Source organism: Enterobacter vonholyi, from assembly GCF_008364555.1.
Lineage (GTDB): Bacteria > Pseudomonadota > Gammaproteobacteria > Enterobacterales > Enterobacteriaceae > Enterobacter > Enterobacter vonholyi.
In genome coordinates this window covers 41,815-66,902 of record NZ_VTUC01000006.1, presented here as the reverse complement: position 1 = coordinate 66,902, position 25,088 = coordinate 41,815, and the positions used below count along the sequence as shown (strand labels likewise).

At 55.5% G+C, this 25,088-nt stretch carries 29 protein-coding genes and 1 other annotated feature; of the genes, 12 read left to right on the top strand and 17 right to left on the bottom strand.

The features are described 5' to 3' along the window. Nucleotides 1–44 precede the first annotated feature (44 nt). On the top strand, nucleotides 45–1,091 hold the full coding sequence (gene aroH / locus F0319_RS09050) for a 3-deoxy-7-phosphoheptulonate synthase AroH (RefSeq protein ID WP_008500645.1): 1,047 nt from the start codon (nucleotides 45–47) through the stop codon (nucleotides 1,089–1,091). A gap of 19 nt (nucleotides 1,092–1,110) precedes the next feature. Here the strand turns inward: aroH and F0319_RS09045 are convergent, their stop codons facing one another. Further along, nucleotides 1,111–2,013 (bottom strand): LysR family transcriptional regulator, encoded by a 903-nt coding sequence (locus F0319_RS09045; protein ID WP_188035094.1) that lies wholly within the window; start codon nucleotides 2,011–2,013, stop codon nucleotides 1,111–1,113. Between the two features lie 140 nt (nucleotides 2,014–2,153). On the opposite strand from F0319_RS09045, the gene F0319_RS09040 reads away from it, so the two are divergent. From F0319_RS09040 to F0319_RS09020, 5 genes are read left to right on the top strand one after another with little or no spacing between them, the layout of a single operon-like run. Further along, entirely contained in the window at nucleotides 2,154–2,861 is a 708-nt protein-coding gene (locus tag F0319_RS09040) for a CoA transferase subunit A (RefSeq protein WP_115874835.1), read from the top strand. Nucleotides 2,862–2,863: 2 nt separating this feature from the next. Next, nucleotides 2,864–3,520: a CoA transferase subunit B gene (locus F0319_RS09035; protein ID WP_149366726.1), complete on the top strand. Its 657-nt coding sequence runs from the start codon at nucleotides 2,864–2,866 to the stop codon at nucleotides 3,518–3,520. A gap of 9 nt (nucleotides 3,521–3,529) precedes the next feature. Next, nucleotides 3,530–4,711 carry an acetyl-CoA C-acetyltransferase gene (locus tag F0319_RS09030; protein WP_149366725.1) on the top strand — a complete coding sequence of 394 codons (1,182 nt, stop codon included), beginning with the start codon at nucleotides 3,530–3,532 and terminating at the stop codon, nucleotides 4,709–4,711. 44 nt (nucleotides 4,712–4,755) lie between these two features. Continuing rightward, a complete protein-coding gene (locus F0319_RS09025; protein WP_149366724.1) occupies nucleotides 4,756–6,147 on the top strand; it encodes a GntP family permease in 1,392 nt (463 codons plus the stop codon). A 10-nt stretch (nucleotides 6,148–6,157) separates the two neighbouring features. Further along, nucleotides 6,158–6,928, top strand: coding sequence for a 3-hydroxybutyrate dehydrogenase (locus tag F0319_RS09020; protein ID WP_136194717.1), 771 nt, complete (start codon nucleotides 6,158–6,160; stop codon nucleotides 6,926–6,928). A 44-nt stretch (nucleotides 6,929–6,972) separates the two neighbouring features. Here the strand turns inward: F0319_RS09020 and selO are convergent, their stop codons facing one another. From selO to thrS, 14 genes are all read right to left on the bottom strand, one after another. Next, entirely contained in the window at nucleotides 6,973–8,415 is a 1,443-nt protein-coding gene (gene selO, locus F0319_RS09015) for a protein adenylyltransferase SelO (RefSeq protein WP_149366723.1), read from the bottom strand. Between the two features lie 61 nt (nucleotides 8,416–8,476). Further along, nucleotides 8,477–9,193: an EAL domain-containing protein gene (locus F0319_RS09010; RefSeq protein WP_111965617.1), complete on the bottom strand. Its 717-nt coding sequence runs from the start codon at nucleotides 9,191–9,193 to the stop codon at nucleotides 8,477–8,479. 294 nt (nucleotides 9,194–9,487) lie between these two features. Next, nucleotides 9,488–9,952: a C40 family peptidase gene (locus F0319_RS09005; RefSeq protein WP_111965616.1), complete on the bottom strand. Its 465-nt coding sequence runs from the start codon at nucleotides 9,950–9,952 to the stop codon at nucleotides 9,488–9,490. A 74-nt stretch (nucleotides 9,953–10,026) separates the two neighbouring features. Beyond that, nucleotides 10,027–10,782, bottom strand: a complete 756-nt coding sequence (btuD, locus tag F0319_RS09000) for a vitamin B12 ABC transporter ATP-binding protein BtuD (RefSeq protein WP_127730480.1) — start codon at nucleotides 10,780–10,782, stop codon at nucleotides 10,027–10,029. Beyond that, on the bottom strand, nucleotides 10,782–11,333 hold the full coding sequence (locus F0319_RS08995) for a glutathione peroxidase (protein ID WP_149366722.1): 552 nt from the start codon (nucleotides 11,331–11,333) through the stop codon (nucleotides 10,782–10,784). Before F0319_RS08995 ends, btuD begins: the two co-directional genes overlap by 1 nt. Before the next feature lie 22 nt (nucleotides 11,334–11,355). Continuing rightward, nucleotides 11,356–12,336, bottom strand: coding sequence for a vitamin B12 ABC transporter permease BtuC (gene btuC / locus F0319_RS08990; RefSeq protein ID WP_111965766.1), 981 nt, complete (start codon nucleotides 12,334–12,336; stop codon nucleotides 11,356–11,358). A gap of 103 nt (nucleotides 12,337–12,439) precedes the next feature. Then, nucleotides 12,440–12,739 (bottom strand): integration host factor subunit alpha, encoded by a 300-nt coding sequence (gene ihfA / locus F0319_RS08985; protein WP_003857805.1) that lies wholly within the window; start codon nucleotides 12,737–12,739, stop codon nucleotides 12,440–12,442. Between the two features lie 4 nt (nucleotides 12,740–12,743). After that, entirely contained in the window at nucleotides 12,744–15,131 is a 2,388-nt protein-coding gene (gene pheT / locus F0319_RS08980; protein ID WP_149366721.1) for a phenylalanine--tRNA ligase subunit beta, read from the bottom strand. A gap of 15 nt (nucleotides 15,132–15,146) precedes the next feature. Beyond that, complete coding sequence (gene pheS, locus F0319_RS08975) at nucleotides 15,147–16,130, bottom strand: phenylalanine--tRNA ligase subunit alpha (protein WP_020884406.1); 984 nt, start codon at nucleotides 16,128–16,130, stop codon at nucleotides 15,147–15,149. Between the two features lie 62 nt (nucleotides 16,131–16,192). After that, nucleotides 16,193–16,317: a sequence feature (Phe leader region), on the bottom strand. Next, nucleotides 16,268–16,312 carry a pheST operon leader peptide PheM gene (gene pheM / locus F0319_RS22250; protein ID WP_001386830.1) on the bottom strand — a complete coding sequence of 15 codons (45 nt, stop codon included), beginning with the start codon at nucleotides 16,310–16,312 and terminating at the stop codon, nucleotides 16,268–16,270. (Overlaps the previous feature by 45 nt.) Before the next feature lie 117 nt (nucleotides 16,318–16,434). After that, nucleotides 16,435–16,791: a 50S ribosomal protein L20 gene (rplT, locus tag F0319_RS08965; RefSeq protein WP_000124850.1), complete on the bottom strand. Its 357-nt coding sequence runs from the start codon at nucleotides 16,789–16,791 to the stop codon at nucleotides 16,435–16,437. A gap of 50 nt (nucleotides 16,792–16,841) precedes the next feature. Continuing rightward, nucleotides 16,842–17,039 carry a 50S ribosomal protein L35 gene (gene rpmI, locus F0319_RS08960; protein WP_003030583.1) on the bottom strand — a complete coding sequence of 66 codons (198 nt, stop codon included), beginning with the start codon at nucleotides 17,037–17,039 and terminating at the stop codon, nucleotides 16,842–16,844. A gap of 97 nt (nucleotides 17,040–17,136) precedes the next feature. Continuing rightward, nucleotides 17,137–17,679 (bottom strand): translation initiation factor IF-3, encoded by a 543-nt coding sequence (gene infC / locus F0319_RS08955; protein WP_014069901.1) that lies wholly within the window; start codon nucleotides 17,677–17,679, stop codon nucleotides 17,137–17,139. A gap of 3 nt (nucleotides 17,680–17,682) precedes the next feature. After that, nucleotides 17,683–19,611 carry a threonine--tRNA ligase gene (gene thrS / locus F0319_RS08950; RefSeq protein ID WP_149366720.1) on the bottom strand — a complete coding sequence of 643 codons (1,929 nt, stop codon included), beginning with the start codon at nucleotides 19,609–19,611 and terminating at the stop codon, nucleotides 17,683–17,685. Between the two features lie 214 nt (nucleotides 19,612–19,825). On the opposite strand from thrS, the gene yncL reads away from it, so the two are divergent. Beyond that, entirely contained in the window at nucleotides 19,826–20,026 is a 201-nt protein-coding gene (gene yncL / locus F0319_RS22490; protein ID WP_320717749.1) for a stress response membrane protein YncL, read from the top strand. A 98-nt stretch (nucleotides 20,027–20,124) separates the two neighbouring features. Then, nucleotides 20,125–20,232 (top strand): small membrane protein YniD, encoded by a 108-nt coding sequence (gene yniD, locus F0319_RS08940; protein ID WP_008500658.1) that lies wholly within the window; start codon nucleotides 20,125–20,127, stop codon nucleotides 20,230–20,232. 80 nt (nucleotides 20,233–20,312) lie between these two features. On the opposite strand, the gene F0319_RS08935 is transcribed toward yniD, so the two are convergent. Continuing rightward, nucleotides 20,313–21,071, bottom strand: coding sequence for a DUF481 domain-containing protein (locus F0319_RS08935; RefSeq protein WP_111965612.1), 759 nt, complete (start codon nucleotides 21,069–21,071; stop codon nucleotides 20,313–20,315). Between the two features lie 295 nt (nucleotides 21,072–21,366). Between F0319_RS08935 and pfkB the strand changes: the two genes are divergently transcribed. From pfkB to F0319_RS08920, 3 genes are all read left to right on the top strand, one after another. Further along, nucleotides 21,367–22,299, top strand: a complete 933-nt coding sequence (gene pfkB / locus F0319_RS08930; RefSeq protein WP_127732767.1) for a 6-phosphofructokinase II — start codon at nucleotides 21,367–21,369, stop codon at nucleotides 22,297–22,299. A 106-nt stretch (nucleotides 22,300–22,405) separates the two neighbouring features. Continuing rightward, nucleotides 22,406–22,696: a type V toxin-antitoxin system endoribonuclease antitoxin GhoS gene (gene ghoS / locus F0319_RS08925; RefSeq protein WP_149366719.1), complete on the top strand. Its 291-nt coding sequence runs from the start codon at nucleotides 22,406–22,408 to the stop codon at nucleotides 22,694–22,696. A gap of 105 nt (nucleotides 22,697–22,801) precedes the next feature. Next, entirely contained in the window at nucleotides 22,802–23,662 is an 861-nt protein-coding gene (locus F0319_RS08920; protein ID WP_149366718.1) for a fructosamine kinase family protein, read from the top strand. A 36-nt stretch (nucleotides 23,663–23,698) separates the two neighbouring features. On the opposite strand, the gene F0319_RS08915 is transcribed toward F0319_RS08920, so the two are convergent. Beyond that, a complete protein-coding gene (locus F0319_RS08915; RefSeq protein WP_023311291.1) occupies nucleotides 23,699–24,235 on the bottom strand; it encodes a YniB family protein in 537 nt (178 codons plus the stop codon). Between the two features lie 148 nt (nucleotides 24,236–24,383). Here F0319_RS08915 and hxpB point away from each other — a divergent pair, with 148 nt between their 5' ends. Beyond that, nucleotides 24,384–25,055, top strand: a complete 672-nt coding sequence (gene hxpB / locus F0319_RS08910) for a hexitol phosphatase HxpB (RefSeq protein WP_045353704.1) — start codon at nucleotides 24,384–24,386, stop codon at nucleotides 25,053–25,055. The last annotated feature ends 33 nt before the right edge of the window (nucleotides 25,056–25,088 follow it).

The following is a 25,088-nucleotide window of genomic DNA, read 5'->3' as shown; positions in this document are numbered from 1 at the left end:
TCCCGGTAGTCTGCCGATGAAGCAAAAATTTTCTGAGACATTCCATGAATAAAACCGATGAACTCCGCACTGCGCGCATTGACAGCCTGGTTACGCCGGCTGAACTGGCCCAGCGGCATCCTGTTTCCGCTGCCGTTGCGGAACACGTGACGGCCTCCCGCCGCCGCATTGAAAAAATCCTCAATGGTGAAGACAAGCGTCTTCTGGTGGTGATTGGTCCCTGCTCCATCCACGACCTGGATGCCGCGATGGATTATGCAAAACGGCTTCAGGGCCTGCGGGATAAGTATCAGCACCGCCTTGAGATTGTTATGCGCACCTACTTTGAAAAACCGCGGACCGTGGTGGGCTGGAAAGGGCTGATCTCCGATCCTGACCTCAACGGCAGCTATCGCGTGAACCACGGCATCGAGCTGGCGCGGAAGCTGCTTTTGCAGGTCAACGAGCTGGGCGTGCCGACGGCGACCGAGTTTCTCGATATGGTGACCGGGCAGTTTATCGCCGATCTGATCAGCTGGGGCGCAATTGGCGCACGCACCACCGAAAGCCAAATCCACCGCGAGATGGCCTCCGCCCTCTCCTGCCCGGTCGGCTTTAAAAACGGGACCGATGGCAACACCCGTATTGCGGTTGATGCCATCCGCGCGGCCCGTGCCAGCCATATGTTCCTGTCGCCGGATAAAAGCGGTCATATGACCATCTACCAGACCAGCGGTAACCCTTACGGGCACATCATTATGCGCGGCGGGAAGAAACCGAATTACCATGCACAAGATATTGCGGCGGCCTGTGAAACCCTGGCCGAATTCGACCTGCCGGAACATCTGGTAGTGGATTTCAGCCACGGCAACTGCCAGAAGCAGCATCGCCGCCAGCTGGACGTCTGCGATGAGATCTGCCAGCAGATCCGCAGCGGCTCGACCGCCGTTGCCGGGATTATGGCCGAGAGCTTCATCAAGGAAGGCACGCAGAAAATCGTTGCCGGACAGCAGATGGTTTACGGCCAGTCGATCACCGACCCGTGCCTGAGCTGGGAAGACAGCGAGCTGCTGCTGGAGAAGCTGGCTGCAGCAGTAGATACCCGCTTCTGAAGCATGCGGGTCAGCCGGGTCACACCGCCTGACCCGGCTGATAAAAATCCTTCAGCGTTTCCAGCAGGGCATGCGCCGCTTTTGAGAGCTGCGTGTGCCCGGGATGGATCGCCCCAATGCACTTTTCAATCGGCGGGTTATCCAGCGGAATACAGACCGCGCCCAGCGCCGTCATCTGCGCCTCGCAGAGCGCCGGAACGGCGCTGCCGCCCAGCCCGCACGCGACCATTCGCCCGACCGTAACCAGCTGATGGCTCTCCAGCGCCACGTCCAGCTTTCTGCCGCTTCGCGCCAGCTCCTCCTCCATCATCAGACGTACCGCCGAGGGGCGCTGCAGGGTGATGAAATCCAGCGTCAGCAGCGCTTCCCATGTAAGGCGCTTCTTGCCCGCCAGCAAGGAATCTTTCGGCACAATGGCAACAAAGCGGTCGAGACCCAGCGGGGTAAACAGCAGGTTGTGCGTGGGCGCGGGCTCAAAGGCGATGCCCATCTCCACGCGCCCTTCCCGCACCATCTCTATCACCTGCTCGTTGATAACGTCATGCACGGTGACGTTAATCCCGGCATGACGATCGCGAAACGCTTTCAGCACCTCGGGCAGGACGTTCGCGGCAAACGACGGCATGGCCGCAACCGAAATTTTACCGCGCTGCAGGGTAAAGCATTGGTGCATCGCCTCTTCGACGTTATCCCAGTCGGCAAGCAGCTGGCGCGCCATCGGCAAAAACGTCTCGCCCTCCTGCGTCAGCGCGACCTTGCGCGTGCTCCGCTGCAGCAGCGGTCCGCCGAGCGCGTCCTCCAGCGCTTTAATCGTCAGGCTCAGGGCCGGCTGGGAAAGATTCAGTCGTTCGCTGGCGTGCGCGAAATTGAGAGTGTGAGCTACCGCTAAAAACGCGCGTAACTGTTTGACACTCATTCTCATTTTTCACCTTGTTAACTAATTGAAAAAATTTAGTTAACAGGAAATTAATAAAAAAACCAAATGAGTGGGTCACAAATTCAAAATTAACAAATGAGTCGCCGCCCCTAATGATACCGCCACGGTTAAGAGGAGGAATGACGATGGCGGGACTGGATAAGCGCGTCGACAGCTATGCGCAGGCGCTGGATGGGCTGACGGACGGAATGACTTTGCTGGCGGGCGGCTTCGGCCTGTGCGGTATTCCGGAGAACCTGATTGCAGAGGTCAGACGCCGTCAGGTGAAAGATCTGACGGTGGTATCAAACAACTGCGGCGTGGACGGCTTCGGTCTCGGGCTTCTGCTTGAGACGCGGCAGGTTCGCAAAGTGGTGGCCTCTTACGTCGGCGAAAACGCGCTGTTCGAGCAGCAGGTGCTGAGCGGCGAACTGGAGATTGAACTCACGCCTCAGGGCACGCTGGCGGAAAAGGTGCGCGCGGGCGGTGCGGGTATCCCGGCATTTTACACGGCCACAGGCTACGGCACGCCCGTGGCTACCGGCAAAGACGTGCGCCAGTTTGCCGGTAAGCACTACATCCTCGAAGAAGCCATTACCGGTGATTTCGCGCTGATCAAGGGCTGGAAAGCGGACTGGTACGGTAACGTCGTCTACCGGCATACCGCGCAAAATTTTAATCCGCTGATGGCAACGGCGGGCCGGATAACGGTCGTCGAGGTGGAAGAGATTGTTCCCCCGGGCGAGCTGCCCCCGTCGGCCATTCATACCCCGGGCATTTACGTCGACAGGCTGATTGTCGGCCAGTTTGAAAAACGTATTGAACAGCGCACCCTGCGCGCGGAAGGAGTGTGACGATGTTAACCCGTGAACAGATGGCCATGCGCGTCGCCCGCGAGCTGCGCGACGGATATTACGTCAACCTGGGGATCGGTATTCCTACCCTGGTGGCGAACTACATTCCGCAAGGAATGGACGTGATGCTTCAGTCGGAAAACGGACTGCTGGGGATGGGCGCGTTTCCTGACGAACAGAGCCTTGATGCGGACATGATCAACGCCGGTAAACAGACCGTGACCGCACGGACGGGCGCGGCCATTTTCGACTCGGCCCAGTCGTTTGCCATGATCCGTGGCGGCCATGTTGACCTGACTGTGCTGGGCGCGTTTGAGGTGGATGTCGAAGGCAATATCGCCTCGTGGATGATCCCCGGAAAGATGGTGAAGGGTATGGGCGGCGCGATGGATCTCGTCGCCGGAGCGCAGAACATCATTGTGGTGATGACCCACGCGTCGAAAAGCGGTGAGTCAAAGCTACTGTCGCGCTGCACGCTGCCGCTCACGGGGGCGGGCTGTATCCGCCGGGTCTTAACCGACCTCGCGCTGCTCGAGATCGCGGACGGCGCGTTCATCCTGCGGGAATACGCCCCCGGCGTCAGTATCGACGAAATAGCGGCTAAGACGGCCGGAAAAATGATTGTGGCGGACGACGTTCGCGAGATGCGCTTTAGCTGAGGACTCACCATGAAAGAGGTCATGATTGTCGGGGCCACGCGAACCCCCATTGGCAGTTTTCGCGGATCGCTCGCGCCCCTCTCTGCGGCCGAGCTGGGAGCCGTCGCGGTTCATCGTCTGCTTGAAAGCAGCGGTCTTCCAGCAGAGACGATAGACGAGGTGATTTTCGGCCAGGTGCTGACGGCGGGATGCGGACAAAACCCTGCGCGCCAGACGGCCATCGCCGCCGGATTGCCCGTCAGCACGCCGGCGACAACGGTCAACCTGGTCTGCGGCGCGGGCTTGAAAGTGGTTCAGCTCGCCGCGCAGGCGATCCGCTGCGGCGACGCGGACGCGATTATCGCAGGCGGTCAGGAGAGCATGAGCAACGCCCCCTATCTACTGGACGGCGCGCGTTCAGGGCTGCGTTTTGGCCATACGGGCCTGCAGGACAGCATGATTACGGACGGCCTGTGGGATGCGTTCAACGATTACCACATGGGGATCACCGCTGAAAACGTCGCCCGGCAGTTTGGCGTTTCACGCGAAGAGCAGGACGCCTTCGCTGCCCGGTCGCAGCAGAAAGCGGCTTCCGCCGCCGAAGCGGGTCGTTTTGCCCCGGAGATTGCGCCGGTGACGGTGAAACAGGGTAAAAAGCCTCCGCTTATTGTCAGCCGTGACGAGCAGCCCCGGCCAGGCACCACCGCCGAGCAGCTTGCGCAGCTGCGCCCCGCCTTTTTGCAGGAGGAAGGCACGGTCACGGCCGGAAATGCCTCCACCCTCAACGACGGTGCCGCTGCGGTGCTGCTGATGAGCGGCGAAAACGCACGGGCGAGCGGACTGCCGATCCTGGGCCGCATCGTGAGTTACGCCGTGACGGGCGTTGATCCGGCGGTGATGGGCATCGGTCCGGTCAGCGCCTGCCAGACCGCGCTGGCACGAGCGGGCTGGACGCTCGATGACGTGGACCTCATTGAAGCCAATGAAGCCTTTGCCGCGCAGGCGCTGGCGGTGGGTAAGCAGCTCGGCTGGGATGAGCGAAAGGTGAACGTTAACGGTGGCGCGATCGCCCTGGGTCATCCGATTGGCGCCTCCGGCTGCCGCATCCTCGTGACGCTGCTGTACGAAATGCAGCGCCGTGACGTTAAAAAAGGACTCGTCACCCTGTGCGTAGGCGGCGGGCAAGGCATCGCCCTCACCGTTGAACGTTAAGCATCTCGTTGGTACCCGAATAATAATTAAAGTGAGGAGTCGTAATGAGCGTGTTAATTGCCCTGGCGGCGCTGGGGCTGCTGATGCTGGCGGCCTATCGCGGATATAGCGTGATTTTGTTTGCGCCAATTGCGGCGCTCGGTGCCGTACTGCTGACCGATCCGGGCGCCGTCGGCCCAACCTTTACCGGCCTGTTCATGGAAAAGATGGTGGGCTTCGTCAAGCTCTACTTCCCGGTGTTCCTGCTGGGGGCGGTGTTTGGCAAACTGATTGAGCTTTCCGGCTTCTCGCGATCCATCGTCGCCACCGCGATTCAGATCCTGGGCCGTCGCCACGCCATCCCGGTAATTGTCCTGGTGTGTGCGCTGTTAACCTACGGCGGCGTGTCGCTGTTCGTGGTGGCGTTTGCGGTTTACCCGTTTGCCGCGGAGCTGTTCCGCCAGAGCGGCATCCCTAAACGGCTGATCCCGGCCACCGTGGCGCTGGGGGCCTTCTCGTTTACCATGGATGCCCTGCCCGGTACGCCGCAGATCCAAAACATCATCCCCACCAGCTTCTTTGGTACCAACGCCTGGGCCGCCCCGTGGCTGGGGCTTATCGGCTCTCTGTTTATTATCGTCTTTGGCCTGCTCTGGCTGGAGCGCCAGCGTCGTAAGGCGTTCAATAACAAAGAAGGTTACGGCACGGATCTGAAAAATGAGCCCGAAACGCCGGACAACATTAACCTTCCTCACCCGCTTATTGCTATCTCCCCGCTGCTGGTGGTGGGCATACTGAACCTGCTGTTTACCCGCTGGATCCCCGTCTGGTACGGCACGACCCACGAGCTGACCCTGCCCGGTCTGGCGAAACCGATCGTGACCGAGGTGGGCAAGATCACCGCCATCTGGGCCGTGGAAGCGGCGCTGATCGCCGGTATTTTGCTGGTGCTGATTTTTGGCTTTCGCAATATCCAGGGGCGCCTGGCTGAAGGCAGCCGGACGGCGGTGAGCGGCGCCATTCTGGCGGCGATGAATACCGCCTCGGAGTATGGTTTCGGCGCGGTTATCGCCGCCCTGCCCGGTTTTCTGGTGTTATCCCACGCGCTGGCGGCTATTCCGAATCCGCTGCTGAATGAAGCCATCAGCGTGACCGTTCTCGCGGGGATCACCGGCTCGGCGTCCGGCGGGATGAGTATTGCACTCGCCGCTATGTCCGACACGTTTATTGCCGCCGCCCATGCCGCCAATATCCCGCTAGAGGTGTTGCACCGCGTGGCTTCAATGGCGAGCGGGGGGATGGATACCCTTCCCCATAACGGCGCGGTGATTACCCTGCTGGCTATTACAGGCCTGAGCCATCGCCAGGCCTACGGCGGCATTTTCGCTATCACCATCATTAAAAGTCTGGCAGTGCTTTTTGTCATTGCCGTGTTTTATCTGACCGGCATTGTGTAAGGAGAGAAAGATGAATCTGAACGGTAAAACCGCCCTGGTCACCGGCTCGACCAGCGGCATTGGCCTTGGGATCGCCCGCGTACTGGCGAAGGCCGGGGCGCAGCTTATCCTCAACGGTTTCGGCGATAGCGACTCAGCAAGAGAAGCTATTGCGCACCTGGGCAAAAAGCCGGGCTATCACGATGCGGACCTGCGTGACGTGCTGCAAATTGAAGCCATGATGCGCTATGCCGAATCGCAGTTTGGCGGCGTGGACATTCTTGTCAACAACGCGGGCATACAGCACGTGGCGCCGGTTGACGCGTTTCCGGTAGAAAAATGGAACGACATTATCGCCATTAATCTCTCCTCGGTATTTCACACCAGCCGGCTGGCGCTGCCCGCCATGCGCGAGAAAAACTGGGGGCGCATCATTAATATCGCCTCCGTTCACGGGCTGGTCGCGTCAAAAGAGAAGTCAGCCTACGTTGCTGCCAAGCATGGCGTAGTGGGCTTTACGAAATCGCTGGCGCTGGAAACCGCGCGCACCGGCATTACCGCCAATACGATCTGCCCCGGCTGGGTACTGACGCCGCTGGTGCAACAGCAAATCGACAAGCGTATCGCCGACGGCATTCCGCCGGAGCAGGCTCGGGAACAGCTTCTGGCGGAGAAACAGCCTTCGGGCGAGTTTGTTACCCCGGAGCAGCTGGGCGAACTGGCGCTGTTTTTGTGCAGCGACAGCGCCGTTAACGTTCGCGGTGCAGCGTGGAATATGGATGGCGGCTGGGTCGCGCAGTGATGTTCAGGCCGGGTAAGGCGAAGCCGCTTCCCGGCAAAAAATATCTAGCTTGAGCAACTGACCTCCAGCCGCTTGCCCCAGTCAGGCGGGCGGCTGACGTAATCATCATCCCGGTCGGCAAACGGCGTGCGCAGCGCCACGTGCAGACGGTGTAACTCGTCATACTCGCCCTGCTCCGCCTGCTCAATCGCCCGCTGCGCCAGCCAGTTGCGCAACACCATTGCGGGGTTTGTTGCGTTCATCTGCGTCTGGCGAGTCGCATCATCTACCTGTTCCTGCTGCAGCCGCGCGCGGTACGATGCAAACCAGTCGTCAAACGCCTGTCTGTCAATAAACTCATCGCGCAGCGGGGAGGCGGCGCTGTGCTGCTCCGTCTGCCCCAGCATCCGGAAGGTGCGCGTGTAATCGCTGCCCTCGCGCGCCATCAGGGCAAACAGGCCATTGAGGATGTCGTTATCGCCCCTCTCCTGCGTCACCAGCCCCAGCTTGTTGCGCATCAGCGTGCCATATTCCCGCAGTAATATGTCCTGATAGCTGTCGAGCGCATCATTTAGGGCATCAACGTCGATAAACGGCGACAGGGTTTGCGCAAGCCGCTGCAGGTTCCACAGGCCCACCGCGGGCTGATTGTCAAAACTGTAGCGCCCCTGATAGTCGGAGTGGTTGCAGATATACCCCGGCTGATAATCGTCCAGGAAACCAAACGGGCCGTAGTCGAAGGTCAACCCGAGAAGCGACATGTTGTCCGTATTCATAACGCCATGGGCAAAGCCTACCGTTTGCCAGCGGGCAATCAGGGTTGCGGTACGGGCCACCACATCCCTGAACCAGAGAACGTATTTATCCGCCTCGTCCATCAGATGCGCCCAGTGGTGGCGAATGGCAAAGTCTGCCAGCTGGCGCACCTTTTCCGGCTCGCGACGATAGTAAAAGTGCTCAAAATGACCGAAGCGCAGATGGCTTTGCGCGATACGCATCAGCATTGCGCCCTTTTCCACGGTTTCGCGCACAACCGGCGTATCGCTGGTAACGATCGACAGCGCGCGGGTGGTGGGGATCCCCAGGGCATGCATCGCTTCGGAGCCCAGGCATTCGCGGATCGTTGAACGCAGAACCGCACGCCCGTCGCCCATTCGCGAATAGGGCGTCAGGCCCGCGCCTTTCAGGTGCCAGTCAACCGTCTCTCCGTTGGGAAGCAGTTGTTCACCGAGCAGGATCCCCCTGCCGTCGCCCAGTTGACCCGCCCAGACGCCAAACTGATGTCCGCTATAAACCTGCGCCAGTGGTTGCATTCCGGCGAGTAACGTTTCACCTCCCCAGACGCCAGCGCCCTCTGAACGCTGAAACAGCTCAGGCGGAATGGCCAGTTCTTCTGCCAGCAAATCGTTATGCCAGATAAGGCGTGAATTTTGTAACGGTGTTGGTTTGAGTGCGGTGTAAAAGCCGGGCAACTCATCATGCCATTGAGCAGTAAAAGACAGGGTCATAGGTCCTCCTGCTTTTAGTGTAGAGGGTTTACCCGGACTTAAACACGGGCGAAAGCAAGGGTTATCGCTGCTGAACCAGCGTTGTAACGTGCTCGGCAGAGACGGCTGGCCAAAGTGCGCCCTGCATGGCGCCAAAATTGAAGGACAACACGCGTTGCAACAGGCTGTGATCGTCAATGCCCGAGACGATCACTGACTGGCAATGCGGTGTGATTTGCCAGAGGATGGCGCGCATAAAAGGCTCAAAAGAGAGCTCCGGTGCGCGCTGCTGAATGAATCCTTTATCTAGGATTACCCGTTTAAATAATCCATCATAGACAGCTTTGAGCGAGGCGGCGCCTGCGCCAAAGTTTGCCAGCACCAACGGGAAATGGATTGCCATTCTCGCCAGCTGCAGATCGTCCTTGCCGTTATTTAAACCTGGATAATTCTCATTAACAGTAAACTCAAGAAACGGATAACGCTCAAGAATTGAAACAGCGTTTCCATTACTTAATAAAAATTCAACTATTGCAGGTGTAATATTGATCCATGCAATTAACTGATGCTGAATAAAAAACAGTTTACAGGTATCAAGCAATTGCAGTTTTTCGTTAAAAAGCACTAACTCTTCAGCTGCTGAAAGCCGAGGGATAACGAGTTCAGTGGGGATCCTCACATCGCTGCCGACGCCAGTAAAGTTAACCAGAACCTCTAAACCTTTAAGCTCCCCTGCGCTATTACGGGCGGGCAGAAGCAGCAGTTCAGACTGGTAAGCATTATCTAGCGTAATAATCATTGCACTCGCTCCGCATTAAAGATGAGAGAGGACATCCTGGAGCAATTGCCGACACAATTCCACTGTCTTGATTTTAATAAGAATAATTTCATTAGTTCCGTATTTATTTTCAGATTTATCCCTGAATCTAAAATAATTTTATCCTGGTTGCAAAATAATAGCCAGTTTTAGATAAAACAGACACATGCAGGATTCGATAATTTTAGATAAATTTAACTTTAAGCATCTTATTTGAGAAAAAACGGCATGATTTATTAGTTACCATGCCGCCATAAGAGAAGTTTCTGACAAAGACTATATACGTCGTGCCTGCCAGAAATTTTTACGCCAGTAAACATTATCAAGAGAAGAACGCATCACGCCGCGGCTGGTCGAGGCGTGAATGAACTGATTGTCTGTATCATAAATGCCCACGTGCAGACCACTTTCACCCGAGCCGGTTTTGAAGAAAACCAGGTCCCCGGGCAGTAGATCGTCTTTATCAATTTCAGTACCAATTTCGGCCTGCTTGCGCGTTTCGCGAGGAAGCTGTAAATCAAACTTGTCGCGAAACGTCATCAGAACGAAGCCGGAGCAATCTACGCCGCCGCGGCTCATGCCACCGTAGCGATAAGGCGTACCGCGCCAGTTGCTCAGCTGGTCGTTGAGGCTGGCAATGACGGTGATCGAATCTGAAAGCCGTGGGTTAGGCGGCGGCGCACGATGGCTACTGCATCCCGCAAGAAAGAGTGCGGCCATCAGGATAAACCAGAATCGCATTTTCAGACGAATCCTCTGCTCTTTTTGTTCTTTTCGTAATTTAGCGTGCAATTGTGCTAAGAGGCAAGAAACGGTTACGTTTGCCCGGTAGAAATCAGCATCTTATGTCCCTCTATATCCAGCCTTCGGAACGACATGTTGTATGCGCGGGCAAGATGGGGCGGCGTAAGCACCTGATCCCGAGTACCGCTGGCGACCATCTTTCCCTGCGACAGTAGCCACACCCGGTGGGCATGACGCAGCGTGTGGTTGAGGTCATGACTGCTCATCACCACGGCGATGCCTTGTCGGCTCAGGGCGCTTAAAAGCGTATCCAGTGCTGCCTGCTGCGCCACATCCAGACCGCTCATGGGTTCATCGAGAAGCAGCATCCGCCCGTGAGGATTGCCTGCCGGGTGGATCTGAAGGATGACAGCCGCCAGTCGCACCCGCTGCCACTCTCCGCCGGAAAGCTGGCTGGCGTGCCGGGATAGTTTATCTTCCAGCCCGAGGGCCGCGGCCACGTCAGTCAGCAGTGCTGTATGTTGTTTGTCGTGCAAATGCAGCATCAGATAATGCCAGACCGGCATCGCAAAGGGCGGCACCTGCTGCTGCACGAGGTAACTGCGCCGATGCGCCAGCGAGACCGGTGACCAGTCGGCGAGCGTATGCTCAAGCAGCGTTATCTGCCCTTCTCCGTCAGTCATGCCTGCCATCCGTGCCAGCAGCGTGCTCTTTCCTGCGCCGTTCGGCCCGACAAGATGCAGGATTTCTCCCGCATTGACGGCGCCGGTCATCGGCTCAAGACGTCCCCTCTCGGCAACGTCCATGAGCTGCATCAGCAAAGACATTATTTCGCCAGCGCCAGCTTGATCGATTCCATGACGATCGGATCTTCTGGGGTCATATCGGGCGAAAAACGCTGAACGACCTGGCCATCGCGACCAATCAGGAATTTTTCAAAATTCCACAGGATATCGTCCGGGTAAAGCGGCGCGCGTCCTTTGCTGGCCATGCGTTCATAAAAACCGCTTCCTTCAGGCGCAACGGCCTTCGGCGCGGCAGCGATCAGCTTCGCATACAGCGGATGGCGGTCTTCCCCATTGACATCGATTTTGCTGAACATCGGGAACGTCACGCCATAGGTGGTGCTGCAGAAGGTTTTAATCTCTTCTTCGCTGCCCGGCTCCTGGCCCAGGAACTGGTTGCACGGGAATCCCAGCACGGTAAAACCGTCTTTCTCCCAGGCCTTCTGAATATTTTCCAGCTGCTCGTACTGCGGCGTCAGGCCACATTTGGATGCCACGTTGACGACAAGCAGCACGTTGCCTTTGTAGCGTTCCAGCGTGGTTTTATCGCCATCAATGGTGGTCACTTCAGTATTCAGGATATCTGACTGCATAGCATTTCCTCAGGTTGTCGATTTAACGTCCAGCTTTTAATAGTAGCCAGATAAATACCGGCGCGCCCAGCGTGGCGGTCACCACACCAATGGGCAGCTCTGCGGCCGTCAGGGCAAGCCGGGCGATGACGTCGGCCACCAGCAGCGTAACGGCCCCGGCAACCGCCGAGGCCGGAAGCAGGGTTCTGTGGTCCGTGAGGCCACACAGACGCAGCATGTGCGGGATCACCAGCCCGATAAAACCGATCGCGCCCGCCAGAGCCACGCTGACGCCGACCAGCCAGCCAATGGCTATTACCAGCACATTGCGCCAGAATCCAATCGGCATACCGAGCTGGCGGGCAGAGGTTTCACCTAGCGCGAGCATATTCAGCGGCTGCGCCTGCAGGGCAGCCCACACGATGACCGGTACCAGCAGCGCCATCAGCCAGCCCTGGTGCCAGTCAACGCCGCCAAAACCGCCCATCATCCAGTACATGAGCTGTCGCAGGTCAAAGGATGTTGAGAAGTAGACCGCCCAGGTCATCAACGCGCTACAGATGATCCCCAGCGCCACGCCGGCAAGCAGCAGACGGCTGGTCGATAAGTGCCGTCTGGCGAAACGAAGAAGTATCGCTGTGATCAGCAGTGCACCGAGAATAGCGCTCAGGCTAATACGCCATCCCGAGAGTTCTCCTCCTCCCAGCATTACCGCCGCAATCAGGCCTACGCCCGCTCCGTTCGACACGCCGAGCAGCCCCGGCTCCGCCAGAGGGTTATCAAACAACGCCTGCATTATGGTGCCGCATAGCGCCAGCGCGGCACCGACCAGAACCACCGCGACGGTGCGCGGCAGGCGAATTTGCCAGACGAAGAGCTGCCCGTCAGGCCCCCACCAGCTTTCAGGCCCAATCCATCTGTCGCCCGCGCAGAGGCTCACGCCCGCGGAGGCAATGAGCAGCAGCACCAGCAAAAGCAGGTGACGCCGATCGGAACGGTGCTGGTGATGGGCATAATCAAGCATGTGTACGGTTTTAGTAGCGTGAGATGTAATTGATTTTACGGCGGGTTTGCCGAAGAGCGCAAAGAAAAAAGGCCGCATGGGCGGCCTTTTTAGTTAGTTCATATTACTCTGCTTTAGGCGTTGCGTTTTCGACACGGCTTTTTAACTTCTGGCCGGGTCTGAAGGTCACCACGCGGCGGGCTGTAATGGGAATATCTTCCCCCGTCTTCGGGTTGCGGCCCGGACGTTGGTTTTTGTCTCGCAAATCAAAATTGCCAAAACCGGAGAGTTTTACCTGCTCACCATTTTCCAGAGCACGACGGATCTCTTCGAAAAACAGCTCTACCAGCTCTTTGGCATCCCGTTTGCTAAGCCCAAGCTTATCAAACAGATATTCTGACATTTCAGCTTTTGTAAGCGCCATAGGTTCAATCCCTCAATGATGCCTGGAATCGCTCTTTTAATGCCTCTACACATTTGGCGACGGTAGCGGCAATCTCCTCTTCTTCGAGTGTACGGCTGGTATCCTGAAGGATAAGGCTAATAGCGAGGCTCTTGAAACCTTCTGCTACGCCCTTGCCGCGGTACACGTCAAATAAGTTTACGCCAACTACCTGATTTACGCCAACTTTCTTACATTCGGCCAAAATATCTGCTGCAGGCACATTTTCCGCGACCACAACCGCGATATCACGGCGGTTCGCCGGGAAGCGGGAGACGTCCTGAGCCTGAGGAATTACGCGGTCAGCCACCGGGTTCCATTCCAGCTCGAACACGATGGTACGGCCGTTCAGGTCCAGTTTACGCTCCAGCTCAGGGTGAACAACCCCAATAAAACCAACGCGTTTGCCGTCTAAATAGATGGCTGCGCTCTGGCCCGGATGCAGGGCCGGGATGGCTTCTGCGCGGAATTCAATTTCAGATAATTTACCGGTCAGATCCAGAATCGCTTCCAGATCGCCCTTCATATCGTAGAAATCAACCGTCCCTTTTGCCAGGTCCCAGTGCTCTTCATAGCGGTTACCGCTGATGGCGCCAGCCAGCATGAGATCCTGACGGATGCCTAAATTTGCCTGATTATCCGGTACAAAGCGCAAACCGCTTTCGAAAATGCGCACGCGGTTTTGCTGACGATTCTGGTTATAAACGATAGTACCCAGCAGGCCCGCCCACAGGGACAGACGCATCGCGGACATTTCGCTGGAGATTGGGCTTGGCAGGATCAGCGCTTCCTGGCCCGGATGGATCAGCTGCTGCAGTTTTGGATCAACAAAGCTGTAGGTGATCACTTCCTGGTAGCCTTTGTCGTTCAGCATGGTTTTCACACGCTTCAGGGACAGGTCGGCTTCACGGTGGGTGCCCATCACCAGACCTGCCTGCACAGGCTCGTCAGGGATGTTGTTGTAGCCATAAGCACGGGCCACTTCTTCCACCAGATCTTCTTCAATTTCCATGTCGAAACGCCATGACGGCGCAACGGCTTTCCATTCGTCCTGGCCTTCGGTTACTTCACAGCCCAGACGCTTCAGGATATCGGTCACCTGCGCATCGGCAACGTGGTGACCAATCAGACGATCCAGCTTGCTGCGGCGCAGGGTGATGGTCGCACGCTTCGGCAGCGTCGCCTCGTTGGTGACGTCGATAACCGGGCCCGCTTCACCGCCGCAGATGTCGATCAGAAGGCGGGTCGCACGTTCCATCGCTTTATACTGCAGCGCCGGGTCAACGCCGCGCTCGTAGCGGTGAGAGGCATCGGTATGCAGGCCGTGACGGCGTGCGCGACCGGTGATGGAGAGCGGGCTGAAGAACGCACATTCCAGCAGCACGTTTTGCGTCTCGTCGTTGACGCCTGAATGCTCGCCTCCGAAAATACCGCCCATTGCCAGCGCCTTGCTGTGGTCAGCAATCACCAAAGTGTCGGCGTTCAGTTTCGCTTCGCTGCCGTCCAGCAGAACCAGGGTTTCGCCCTCTTTCGCCATGCGCACAACGATGCCGCCGTCGATACGATCTTTATCGAACGCGTGCATTGGCTGGCCCAGCTCCAGCAGGACGTAGTTGGTCACGTCGACCACGGCGTCGATAGAGCGAATACCGCAGCGGCGCAGCTTCTCTTTCATCCACAGCGGAGTTGGCGCTTTCACGTTGATGCCTTTCACCACGCGACCGAGGTAGCGCGGGCAGGCATCCGCAGCGTCAACCTGAATAGGCAGCACGTCACTGATGGTCGCTTCAACCGGCGCGATCTCCGGCGCGTTCAATTCGGTCTGGTTCAGCACGGCCACGTCGCGCGCCACGCCGATGATACCTAAGCAGTCGGCACGGTTTGGCGTGACGCTGATTTCAATGGTATTGTCATCAAGCTTCAGGTATTCACGGATATCGGTGCCGATTGGCGCATCCAGCGGCAGCTCGATGATGCCGTTGTGATCGTCGGAAATACCCAGCTCGGAGAAGGAGCACAGCATGCCTTCAGACGGCTCGCCGCGCAGCTTAGCCGCTTTAATTTTGAAATCGCCCGGCAGTACCGCCCCGACGGTCGCCACGGCCACCTTCAGGCCCTGACGGCAGTTTGGCGCACCGCAGACGATATCCAGCAGACGGTCACCGCCCACGTTCACTTTTGTCACGCGCAGTTTGTCAGCGTTAGGGTGCTGGCCGCACTCTACCACTTCGCCGACGACCACGCCGTTGAAGGCACCGGAAACCGGCTCAACGCCGTCTACTTCCAGACCCGCCATGGTGATCTGGTTAGAAAGCGCGTCGCTGTCCAGCGTGGTGTTCACCCACTCGCGTAACCACAGTTCACTGAATTTCATTGTTCTGTCCTGCCCTTATTTAAACTGTTTGAGGAAACGCAGATCGTTTTCGAAGAATGCCCGTAAATCGGTCACACCGTAGCGCAGCATGGTCAGACGCTCCATGCCCATACCGAAGGCAAAGCCGGAGTAGACTTCCGGATCGATACCTACGTTGCGCAGCACGTTTGGATGCACCATGCCGCAGCCCAGCACTTCCAGCCACTTGCCGTTTTTGCCCATCACGTCAACTTCCGCAGACGGTTCGGTGAACGGGAAGTAGGACGGACGGAAACGAACCTGCAGATCTTCCTCAAAGAAGTTGTTCAGGAAATCGTGCAGCGTGCCCTTCAGGTTGGTGAAGCTGATGTTTTTATCAACAATCAGGCCTTCCATCTGGTGGAACATTGGGGTGTGGGTCTGATCGTAGTCGTTACGATAGACGCGGCCCGGCGCGATAATACGGATTGGTGGCTCTTGCTCCTTCATGGTACGGATCTGAACGCCGGAGGTCTGAGTACGCAGCAGACGCGTTGCGTCGAACCAGAAAGTGTCGTGGTCAGCGCGTGCCGGATGATGGCCAGGAATGTTCAGGGCGTCGAAGTTGTGGTAATCATCTTCGATTTCCGGGCCAGTCGCCACGGTAAAGCCGAGCTCACCGAAGAAACTTTCAATGCGATCGATGGTGCGGGTAACCGGGTGCAGACCGCCGTTCTCGATGCGGCGACCCGGCAGAGAGACGTCGATCGTCTCGGCAGCCAGACGCGCATTCAGCACAGCGCTTTCCAGCTCGGCTTTACGTGCGTTAAGCGCCTGCTGTACCTGCTCCTTGGCTTCGTTAATCACCGCTCCCGCTGCCGGACGTTCTTCTGGCGGCAGCTCACGCAGGGTTGTCATCTGAAGGGTCAGGTGCCCTTTCTTCCCAAGATATTCGACGCGGACATTGTCTAACGCGGCAACATCTGAGGCCTGATTAATGGCGGCTGTTGCACTGGCAACCAGCTCTGCGAGATGTGACATGATTTTCCTCATTATGTCGGTGCAGACACCGATTTGGTGGAGTTATTCTCTCAAATTCAGGCACAAAAAAAGCCTCCATCGGGAGGCTTATCTGGCGCTGTTTTTCGTTTCATCTTTCACGCGCTAGCCTCCTGAAATCAGGTGCTAAAGTAAAAGAAGAAGCGGAAAATAGCAGCATTCATGCTTGCGTTACCTTGTCTGGTAAAAACTGTTAAGACCTTATTGAAAAGCCTGCACGGGTAAATGTCAATCTTCTTACAGGGTTATATGAAAAGAGGGAGCCAGGCCCCCTCTCTCAACTGGCTTATGCCAGTGCTGCTTTCGCTTTTTCGACCAGAGCGGTGAACGCTACTTTGTCGAATACTGCGATGTCAGCCAGGATCTTACGGTCGATTTCAACAGAGGCTTTTTTCAGGCCGTTGATGAATTTGCTGTAAGAAATACCGTTCTGACGTGCTGCTGCGTTGATACGCGCAATCCACAGTTGACGGAACTGACGCTTACGCTGACGACGGTCACGGTAAGCGTACTGACCTGCTTTGATAACAGCCTGGAAGGCAACGCGGTAAACGCGTGAACGCGCACCGTAGTAGCCTTTAGCTTGTTTCAAAATTTTCTTGTGACGTGCACGTGCAATTACACCACGTTTTACGCGAGCCATATGTGCTCTCCTGTATCTATATTCTTAGTAAAAAATTAAACGTTAACGGCTTATGCGTACGGCAGGCACGCGATAACCAGACCCAGATCGCCTTTAGAAACGAGGCCTTTTGGACGCAGGTGACGTTTACGCTTAGTAGATTTTTTGGTCAGAATATGACGCAGGTTTGCGTGCTTACGCTTAAATCCACCACCACCGGTTTTTTTGAAGCGCTTAGCAGCACCGCGTACGGTCTTAATTTTTGGCATCTTAATAACTTCCACTTCGCATTGTTAAATAAACGAAACATAGGCGAACAAAACCTATGAAACCCGAAGGCTCCACAGATTTTGCTGCTTGAAGGCCTTACTGTTTCTTCTTAGGAGCGAGCACCATGATCATCTGGCGGCCTTCGATCTTCGTAGGGAAGGATTCGACTACTGCCAGTTCACTCAGATCGTCACGGACGCGGTTAAGCACTTCCATACCAATCTGTTGGTGGGCCATCTCACGACCGCGGAAACGCAGTGTGATCTTGGCCTTATCGCCATCTTCCAGAAAGCGAATCAGGCTGCGGAGTTTTACCTGATAATCGCCATCGTCGGTACCAGGACGGAATTTGATTTCCTTAACCTGGATAACTTTTTGCTTCTTCTTCTGTTCCTTAGAAGACTTACTCTTTTCATAAAGGAACTTGCCGTAGTCCATGATACGACAAACTGGCGGTTCGGCGTTAGGGCTGATTTCAACTAAATCTACTCCAGCTTCTTCAGCTTTTTCGATCGCTTCTCTCAGACTCACAATCCCCAGTGGTTCACCTTCAAGATCTGTTAAGCGAACTTCCTGGGCGCGAATCTCGCCATTGATACGATTCGGACGTGCCGTTTGAACTCGTTTTCCGCCTTTAATACCTTATTCCTCCAGTTGTTGAAGACTGCGGCTGCGAATCTCTTGTTGCAGCTTCTCAATCACTTCACTTACGTCCAGGCTGCCCAGGTCTTTACCACGGCGGGTGCGAACGGCAACTTTGCCTGCTTCCACCTCTTTATCACCACAGACCAACATATACGGGACACGACGTAAAGTGTGCTCGCGGATTTTAAAGCCAATCTTCTCATTTCTCAAGTCTGCTTTTACGCGAATGCCCGCATTTTGTAGTTTCTGCGTCAATTCTTTAACGTAATCCGCCTGAGAATCGGTAATGTTCATCACCACGACCTGCACTGGCGCAAGCCAGGTTGGGAAGAAGCCAGCGAACTCTTCGGTCAGGATGCCGATGAAGCGCTCCAGAGAACCGAGAATAGCACGGTGAATCATTACTGGTACCTGACGTTCGTTGTCTTCGCCAACATAAGAGGCGCTTAAACGCTGCGGCAGGGAGAAGTCCAGCTGTACAGTACCGCACTGCCATGCGCGATCGAGGCAGTCATACAGGGTAAATTCAATTTTCGGACCGTAGAATGCGCCCTCACCCAGCTGGTATTCGAACGGAATGCCGTTCTCTTCCAGCGCCACGGCGAGATCCGCTTCAGCGCGATCCCAGGTCTCATCGCTGCCGATACGTTTTTCCGGACGCGTTGAGAGTTTGACCACGATCTTCTCGAAGCCAAAGGTGCTGTACATATCGTAGACCATACGAATACAGGCGTTAACTTCGTCACGGACCTGATCTTCAGTACAGAAGATATGCGCATCATCCTGAGTAAAGCCACGAACACGCATCAGACCGTGCAGCGCACCTGATGGTTCGTTACGGTGGCAGCTACCGAACTCCGCCATACGCAGCGGCAGGTCGCGGTAGGATTTCAGACCCTGGTTAAAGATCTGAACGTGACCCGGGCAGTTCATTGGCTTGATGCAGTATTCACGGTTCTCAGACGAGGTGGTGAACATCGCATCTTTGTAGTTGTCCCAGTGGCCGGTTTTTTCCCACAGCACACGGTCCATCATGAACGGGCCTTTTACTTCCTGATACTGGTACTCTTTCAGCTTGGAGCGTACGAAAGTTTCCAGTTCACGGAAAATGGTCCAGCCGTCGTTATGCCAGAACACCATACCCGGCGCTTCTTCCTGCATGTGGTACAGGTCAAGCTGCTTGCCGATTTTACGATGGTCACGCTTCGCCGCCTCTTCCAGGCGCAGCAGATACGCGTTCAGGGCTTTTTTATCGGCCCACGCGGTACCATAAATACGCTGCAACATCTTGTTGTTGCTGTCACCGCGCCAGTAGGCGCCGGCGATCTTCATCAGCTTAAAGTGATGACAGAAGCGCATGTTCGGCACGTGCGGTCCACGGCACATGTCGACGTATTCTTCGTGATGGTACAAGCCAGGCTTGTCATCATGGGAAATATTTTCGTCAAGAATAGAGACTTTATAGCTCTCGCCGCGCTTCACGAAGGTTTCACGCGCTTCGTGCCAGCTGACTTTCTTCTTGATGACGTCATAGTTCGTTTCGGCGAGCTCGTGCATACGTTTTTCGAGCGCGTCGATATCTTCCTGAGTCAGAGTATGGTCAAGGTCAACGTCGTAGTAGAAACCATTGTCGATAACCGGACCGATCGCCATTTTGGTGTTTGGCCACAGCTGTTTGATGGCATGACCTAACAGATGCGCGCAGGAGTGACGAATGATCTCCAGACCTTCTTCGTCTTTCGCGGTGATGATGGCAAGCGTCGCATCGTTTTCAATCAGATCGGAGGCATCCACCAGCTCACCGTTAACACGGCCAGCAATAGTCGCTTTCGCGAGACCAGGACCAATGTCCAGGGCAACATCCATTGGGCTAACAGAACGGTCGAAATGGCGTTGGCTGCCATCAGGAAGAGTAATTACAGGCATTTTATATCCTTATTTGCAGTGATGCCCCACACATAAGAGCATATACAAAGAAAATAATCGTGATTTGACAATAGATTACGAAACCATCTGACCAACAATCGTCAAATTGGTTCGTCATCATTCACCTGCCGAATTCAGATTAATTCGGATTTACGGCAAGCGACGTAATGTTAACACTAACGGAAAGGAGATTGCACCCTCTGCGGCCAGATTGATGGGCTGGCACTTTCGCACGAATTTGCAGGTTGCTTCTCCCCTGCGCTCGCATTTCGATGATGCTGGGCTACTCTTGAACAGGTCCTTAAACCCAAAGGTGCATACCATGAACGTATCCAGTAGAACGGTTGTGATATTGAACATCCTTTCCGCCACAGGTTTATTGTTGATTCTCGCCGAACGATTCCACTGGTTCTGAACCAAACCCTACGCTGGCATAACCCAATCGATCCTGAAAAGGGGCATATTTCGGCCCTGTTTGGTAGACTGTGGATATTAACGAACAAGGATTAGGTTATGCCAACAAAACGATTTGCCGTAAAACACTGGAAAATGGTGCTGGTGCTGATTGCCATCTGCGGCGCAATGCTGCTACTCCGTTGGGCGGCAATGATTTGGGGCTAGGGGCGAATGCAGGTCATCAGAAGGGACATCAAAAAGTCACAGACAATAAACGGGCCGACATCATCATCGGCCCGCTTTTATTACATTCTATAACCCAGTGAAACCGTGGTTCTGCGGTCGGTATGATCCGGCGCAGATTCTGGTGGTGAAGAGTTCCAGGTCACGTTGTAGGCGAGTTTCAGACCAAAGTGTTCGTTGATAGCCACGTTAAGCGCCGTCTCAGAGTTCAACGTCGTATCGTCGGCACCAAATACAGAAACACCCTGGGTAAATTTGGTGTTGTCAGTCATCTGCCAGGCATAGGTACCGGAAGCGTAACCGAGCGGTTGAGTTTTGGTATCGCCATTGGTGTATTCGTCATAACGCACACCCGGACCGAATTCAAAACGGAAGCTGTGTACCGGTCCGTTCAGGAACTGACGACCATAACCGGCGGTGAAGACATCGCGCTGGCGATAACCGTTGTAACGGTCAGTTAACCAGCTCCCCTGACCAAACAGATAGTCATAGTCGGTCATGTTGTAACGGCTACGTCCGCCTACCGCATATTTCTCGGAAGAGCGTTCGTCGTTAGCGGAAGTGTTGCTGGCATTACCCCACAGAGACCAGGCGGTAGTATTACCGTACCATGTGAGCGTACTGTCCGCCGTCAGAGAAGAGCTTTTCGTGTTACCGGATTGTGCCAGGTACCCAGCATTCAGGTTACCTTCAAACGGTTTTTTCGCGGTGGATGGATCGTCCATGACAGTAAAAACGGAATCATCGGCGGTCGCGTTCATAGCCGCAAACACGCCACCCGCCAGCATCAGTGCAGCGGGCACTGTCTTTAAAAGCTTCATTTTATTAAGGAGTCCGTACAACAAAAAAAGAGACCACACGGTCCCGGAATCTTTCTTGAGGATCAATGACAAGGCGTCCAGAGAAAGGTAACAAATTATAAAAAGCCGCAAATAACATAGCAATGTTTTCTTATTTCATTTTTTGAATAAGAACGATCTCAAAAAGCGTTTTATTTTATATATCTCCGGCCTGACTTTTATTCAGTATTCATATTTAAAATCATACTGTTATTTACATTGCCTTCCTGACAAATGGTGCCAGACTAAAAGGAACCCATGCTAAAAGGAGGTAATGATGGTTTCTATCTACACCCTGACGCTCTCCCCTTCCCTTGATTCCGCCACCCTGACGCCGCAGATTTACCCGGAAGGTAAATTGCGCTGTAGCGCCCCGGTCTTTGAGCCTGGCGGCGGCGGGATCAACGTGGCACGCGCCATTACCCATCTCGGCGGCAAAGCCACGGCCATTTTTCCCGCAGGTGGTGCTACCGGTGAACACCTGGTCTCTCTGCTGGCCGATGAACAGGTGGCCGTAGACACCGTCGAGGCGAAAGACTGGACGCGGCAAAACCTGCATGTCCACGTGGGATCCAGCGGCGAACAGTACCGTTTTGTCATGCCGGGCGCGAAACTTACCGATGACGAGTTTCGTCAGCTTGAAGAGAAAGTGCTGACGATAGAAAGCGGCGCGCTGCTGGTGGTAAGCGGCAGCCTGCCGCCTGGCGTCAGCACGGAAAAATTGACGGCGCTGATTCAGGCTGCACAGCAACGCGGTATCCGCTGCATCGTTGACAGCAGCGGCGAGGCCCTGCAGGCGGCACTGGTGCCGGGCAATCTTGAACTGGTCAAACCCAACCAGAAAGAGTTAAGCGCGCTGGTCAACCGCGAACTGACGCAGCCTGACGATGTTCGCACCGCCGCGCAGGAGCTGGTGCGCAGCGGCAAAGCGCGGCGCGTGGTGGTTTCCCTTGGCCCTCAGGGGGCGCTTGCAGTTGATGAATCGTCATCCGTTCAGGTTGTTCCGCCGCCGATGAAGAGTCAGAGCACGGTTGGCGCGGGTGACAGCATGGTGGGCGCGATGACGCTCAAACTGGCGCAGGGCGCGTCTCTGCTCGAAATGACACGCTACGGCGTAGCGGCGGGTAGCGCCGCCACCATCAACCAGGGCACACGTCTCTGTTCACTTGCCGATACGCAAAAAATAGTCGATTACCTGTCCCGAAATTAACGCCTGTTCCCCTTCGTCTTTACGGAGGGGAATGTCATCACCGAGTCGCCAAACGCAAACTATCGACTATGCTAAGAAAACTTCCATGATAACAATGAGGTGAATTATGAGCAGTGGTGACATCACACGCTACGTCGTGACCATCAACCTTCATGAGGCATCGCTGACCGAGCTGAATGAGCTCAACAATGCGTTTACCCGGGCTAATTTTCTCCTCACGCTGACGGATGACGAAGGCAATATTCATGATTTAGGCACCCTGACATTTGGTCTGATCGGCGCCCTGAGCCAGGAAGAGGTTCAAGCGCTGGCCGCCAGTCTGGTGGAGATCGTGACCGACAAGCCTGGCGAAATTAACGTGGATACCTGGGAAAACTGGCGAAAAAAAGAACAATAAGTGCGCTGCATGAATTTAAACCGCTCAGGTGTGCGTTTGTTCGTATTTTTTTACCGCAATTATGCGCTAACTTTATGATCTGGCAGACAACATGGGAGAGTGAACATGTGGCAGGCTATCAGTCATCTTTTACGTGAGCAACTGGGTGAAGGTGAAATTGAACTGCGTAACGAACTGCCAGGCGGTGAGATCCACGCCGCGTGGCATGTACGCTACGCAGGGCGCGATCTTTTCGTTAAATGCGATGAACGAGAGCTGCTTCCGATATTTACCGCCGAAGCCGATCAGCTGGAGCTGTTGTCGCGCAGTAAAACGGTGACGGTCCCACAGGTTCTGGCCGTAGGTAGCGACCGCGATTACAGTTTCCTGGTGATGGAGTATCTCCCCGCCCGTCCTCTGGATGCGCATAATGCATTCATTCTTGGCCAGCAGCTAGCGCGCCTCCATCAGTGGAGCGACCAGCCGCAGTTTGGGCTCGATTTTGACAACGACCTCTCCACCACGCCACAGCCCAATGCCTGGCAGCGTCGCTGGTCGACTTTTTTTGCCGAGCAGCGCATTGGCTGGCAGCTTGAACTTGCCGCCGAGAAAGGGCTGGAATTTGGCAATATAGACGCCATCGTCGAGCATGTTCAGCAGCGTCTGGCATCCCACCAGCCTCAGGCGTCTCTGCTTCACGGCGACTTATGGTCCGATAACTGCGCGCTGGGTCCAAACGGCCCCTACATCTTCGACCCGGCCTGCTACTGGGGTGACAGAGAGTGCGATCTTGCCATGCTGCCGCTTCATCCGGAGCAGCCGCCGCAGATATACGACGGATACCAGTCTGTTTCCCCCCTGCCGCCCGGTTTCCTCGACCGCCAGTCGGTGTATCAGCTTTATACCCTGATGAACCGAGCCATTCTTTTTGGCGGAGAACACCTTGTTAACGCGCAGCGGGCACTTGAGCGTATGCTTGCCGCCTGAGAAGAGAAAGGGTGGCCTTGCCGCCACCCTTATCGCTTACAGAAAACCGAGCAGTGAGAAGAAGAAATATCCCGCCACAATGATAATCACGGGAAGAATATAGAGCGGGAAAATTTGCAGGAAAATGGTGTGACGCGGCACAACAATGCGGGATTCAATCTGCTCCCGACTCATGCCTTCCGGGCCTTTGGCCTGCTCCAGAATCAACTGATCCTCAACGCCTTCGCGTAAAAAGCGCGTCTGACGGCTCATTCGCGCCCCAGAGGCCTGCAGTGCCAGCGCGACAAAGATCAGGGCGTATATCACCCAAAAGCCGATATTCAGCTGTTGATGAAAATCCGGGGTGGGTGAGTTAAACCAGAAGACATTCAAAAATGGCGTATTGAAACGCATCATCTCAATCATAACATGCGCAAAATCAAGCATTACCGCATTGATACCCGGCTGTTTTTCGCTGTGGTCGTACATAAATTTAAGTACAGAAATCAGCGTAGAAATGACGGCAGGAATAAAAATCACCCAGCCTGCAATACGTTTTAAGACCGCAATGCGTCCAGCTTGTTGATACGTCATCAGTTCCTCTTCATAAAGACGCGTTATTTGTGCCTAAGTCTACCTGCTGGTCATCAATTTCGCCCGCTCTTTAAAAGCAATATGCTAAATTGCAGATTGTGCTTAGCACTTATCGTCTGTCGTACACCCTGGATAAGGAGACGTTGTGATGTCGACACCGCGCCAAATTCTTGCCGCAATTTTTGACATGGATGGATTACTGATCGATTCCGAACCGCTGTGGGATCGCGCCGAACTGGACGTTATGGCCAGCCTGGGCGTGGATATCAGCCGCCGTAATGAACTACCCGATACGCTTGGCCTGCGCATCGATATGGTGGTTGACCTGTGGTTTGCCCAACAGCCGTGGGTGGGTCCAAGTCGTGATGAAGTGACCGCGCGCATTATCAGCCGCGCCATTTCGCTGGTGGAAGAGAACAGACCACTGCTGCCCGGCGTACGTGAGGCCGTCGCGCTGTGTAAAGCCCAGGGGCTGAAGGTCGGACTGGCCTCGGCTTCACCGCTGCATATGCTGGAAAAAGTGCTCACGATGTTTGAACTGCGCGACAGTTTCGACGCGCTGGCGTCCGCTGAAAAATTGCCTTACAGCAAGCCGCACCCGCAGGTCTATCTGGACTGCGCCGCTAAGCTCGGCCTGGATCCCCTCAACTGCGTTGCGCTGGAAGACTCCGTTAACGGCATGGTCGCCTCTAAAGCCGCGCGGATGCGCTCCATTGTGGTGCCTGCGGAAGAAGGCCGCCACGATCCCCGGTTTGCCCTCGCCGATGTGAAGCTAAATTCACTGGCAGAACTCACGGCGCATCATCTGCAGGGCGGTTAACGCCCTCCTCCGGTTTGTGACAAACAGTTACAC

Excerpts from the sequence above, each read along its gene's own strand:
- aroH (WP_008500645.1), top strand. The coding sequence starts at position 45 with ATGAATAAAACCGATGAACTCCGCACTGCGCGCATTGACAGCCTGGTT.
- F0319_RS09045 (WP_188035094.1), bottom strand. The coding sequence starts at position 2,013 with ATGAGAATGAGTGTCAAACAGTTACGCGCGTTTTTAGCGGTAGCTCAC.
- F0319_RS09040 (WP_115874835.1), top strand. The coding sequence starts at position 2,154 with ATGGCGGGACTGGATAAGCGCGTCGACAGCTATGCGCAGGCGCTGGAT.
- F0319_RS09035 (WP_149366726.1), top strand. The coding sequence starts at position 2,864 with ATGTTAACCCGTGAACAGATGGCCATGCGCGTCGCCCGCGAGCTGCGC.
- F0319_RS09030 (WP_149366725.1), top strand. The coding sequence starts at position 3,530 with ATGAAAGAGGTCATGATTGTCGGGGCCACGCGAACCCCCATTGGCAGT.
- F0319_RS09025 (WP_149366724.1), top strand. The coding sequence starts at position 4,756 with ATGAGCGTGTTAATTGCCCTGGCGGCGCTGGGGCTGCTGATGCTGGCG.
- F0319_RS09020 (WP_136194717.1), top strand. The coding sequence starts at position 6,158 with ATGAATCTGAACGGTAAAACCGCCCTGGTCACCGGCTCGACCAGCGGC.
- selO (WP_149366723.1), bottom strand. The coding sequence starts at position 8,415 with ATGACCCTGTCTTTTACTGCTCAATGGCATGATGAGTTGCCCGGCTTT.
- F0319_RS09010 (WP_111965617.1), bottom strand. The coding sequence starts at position 9,193 with ATGATTATTACGCTAGATAATGCTTACCAGTCTGAACTGCTGCTTCTG.
- F0319_RS09005 (WP_111965616.1), bottom strand. The coding sequence starts at position 9,952 with ATGCGATTCTGGTTTATCCTGATGGCCGCACTCTTTCTTGCGGGATGC.
- btuD (WP_127730480.1), bottom strand. The coding sequence starts at position 10,782 with ATGTCTTTGCTGATGCAGCTCATGGACGTTGCCGAGAGGGGACGTCTT.
- F0319_RS08995 (WP_149366722.1), bottom strand. The coding sequence starts at position 11,333 with ATGCAGTCAGATATCCTGAATACTGAAGTGACCACCATTGATGGCGAT.
- btuC (WP_111965766.1), bottom strand. The coding sequence starts at position 12,336 with ATGCTTGATTATGCCCATCACCAGCACCGTTCCGATCGGCGTCACCTG.
- ihfA (WP_003857805.1), bottom strand. The coding sequence starts at position 12,739 with ATGGCGCTTACAAAAGCTGAAATGTCAGAATATCTGTTTGATAAGCTT.
- pheT (WP_149366721.1), bottom strand. The coding sequence starts at position 15,131 with ATGAAATTCAGTGAACTGTGGTTACGCGAGTGGGTGAACACCACGCTG.
- pheS (WP_020884406.1), bottom strand. The coding sequence starts at position 16,130 with ATGTCACATCTCGCAGAGCTGGTTGCCAGTGCAACAGCCGCCATTAAT.
- rplT (WP_000124850.1), bottom strand. The coding sequence starts at position 16,791 with ATGGCTCGCGTAAAACGTGGTGTAATTGCACGTGCACGTCACAAGAAA.
- rpmI (WP_003030583.1), bottom strand. The coding sequence starts at position 17,039 with ATGCCAAAAATTAAGACCGTACGCGGTGCTGCTAAGCGCTTCAAAAAA.
- thrS (WP_149366720.1), bottom strand. The coding sequence starts at position 19,611 with ATGCCTGTAATTACTCTTCCTGATGGCAGCCAACGCCATTTCGACCGT.
- yncL (WP_320717749.1), top strand. The coding sequence starts at position 19,826 with ATGGGCTGGCACTTTCGCACGAATTTGCAGGTTGCTTCTCCCCTGCGC.
- yniD (WP_008500658.1), top strand. The coding sequence starts at position 20,125 with ATGCCAACAAAACGATTTGCCGTAAAACACTGGAAAATGGTGCTGGTG.
- F0319_RS08935 (WP_111965612.1), bottom strand. The coding sequence starts at position 21,071 with ATGAAGCTTTTAAAGACAGTGCCCGCTGCACTGATGCTGGCGGGTGGC.
- pfkB (WP_127732767.1), top strand. The coding sequence starts at position 21,367 with ATGGTTTCTATCTACACCCTGACGCTCTCCCCTTCCCTTGATTCCGCC.
- ghoS (WP_149366719.1), top strand. The coding sequence starts at position 22,406 with ATGAGCAGTGGTGACATCACACGCTACGTCGTGACCATCAACCTTCAT.
- F0319_RS08920 (WP_149366718.1), top strand. The coding sequence starts at position 22,802 with ATGTGGCAGGCTATCAGTCATCTTTTACGTGAGCAACTGGGTGAAGGT.
- F0319_RS08915 (WP_023311291.1), bottom strand. The coding sequence starts at position 24,235 with ATGACGTATCAACAAGCTGGACGCATTGCGGTCTTAAAACGTATTGCA.
- hxpB (WP_045353704.1), top strand. The coding sequence starts at position 24,384 with ATGTCGACACCGCGCCAAATTCTTGCCGCAATTTTTGACATGGATGGA.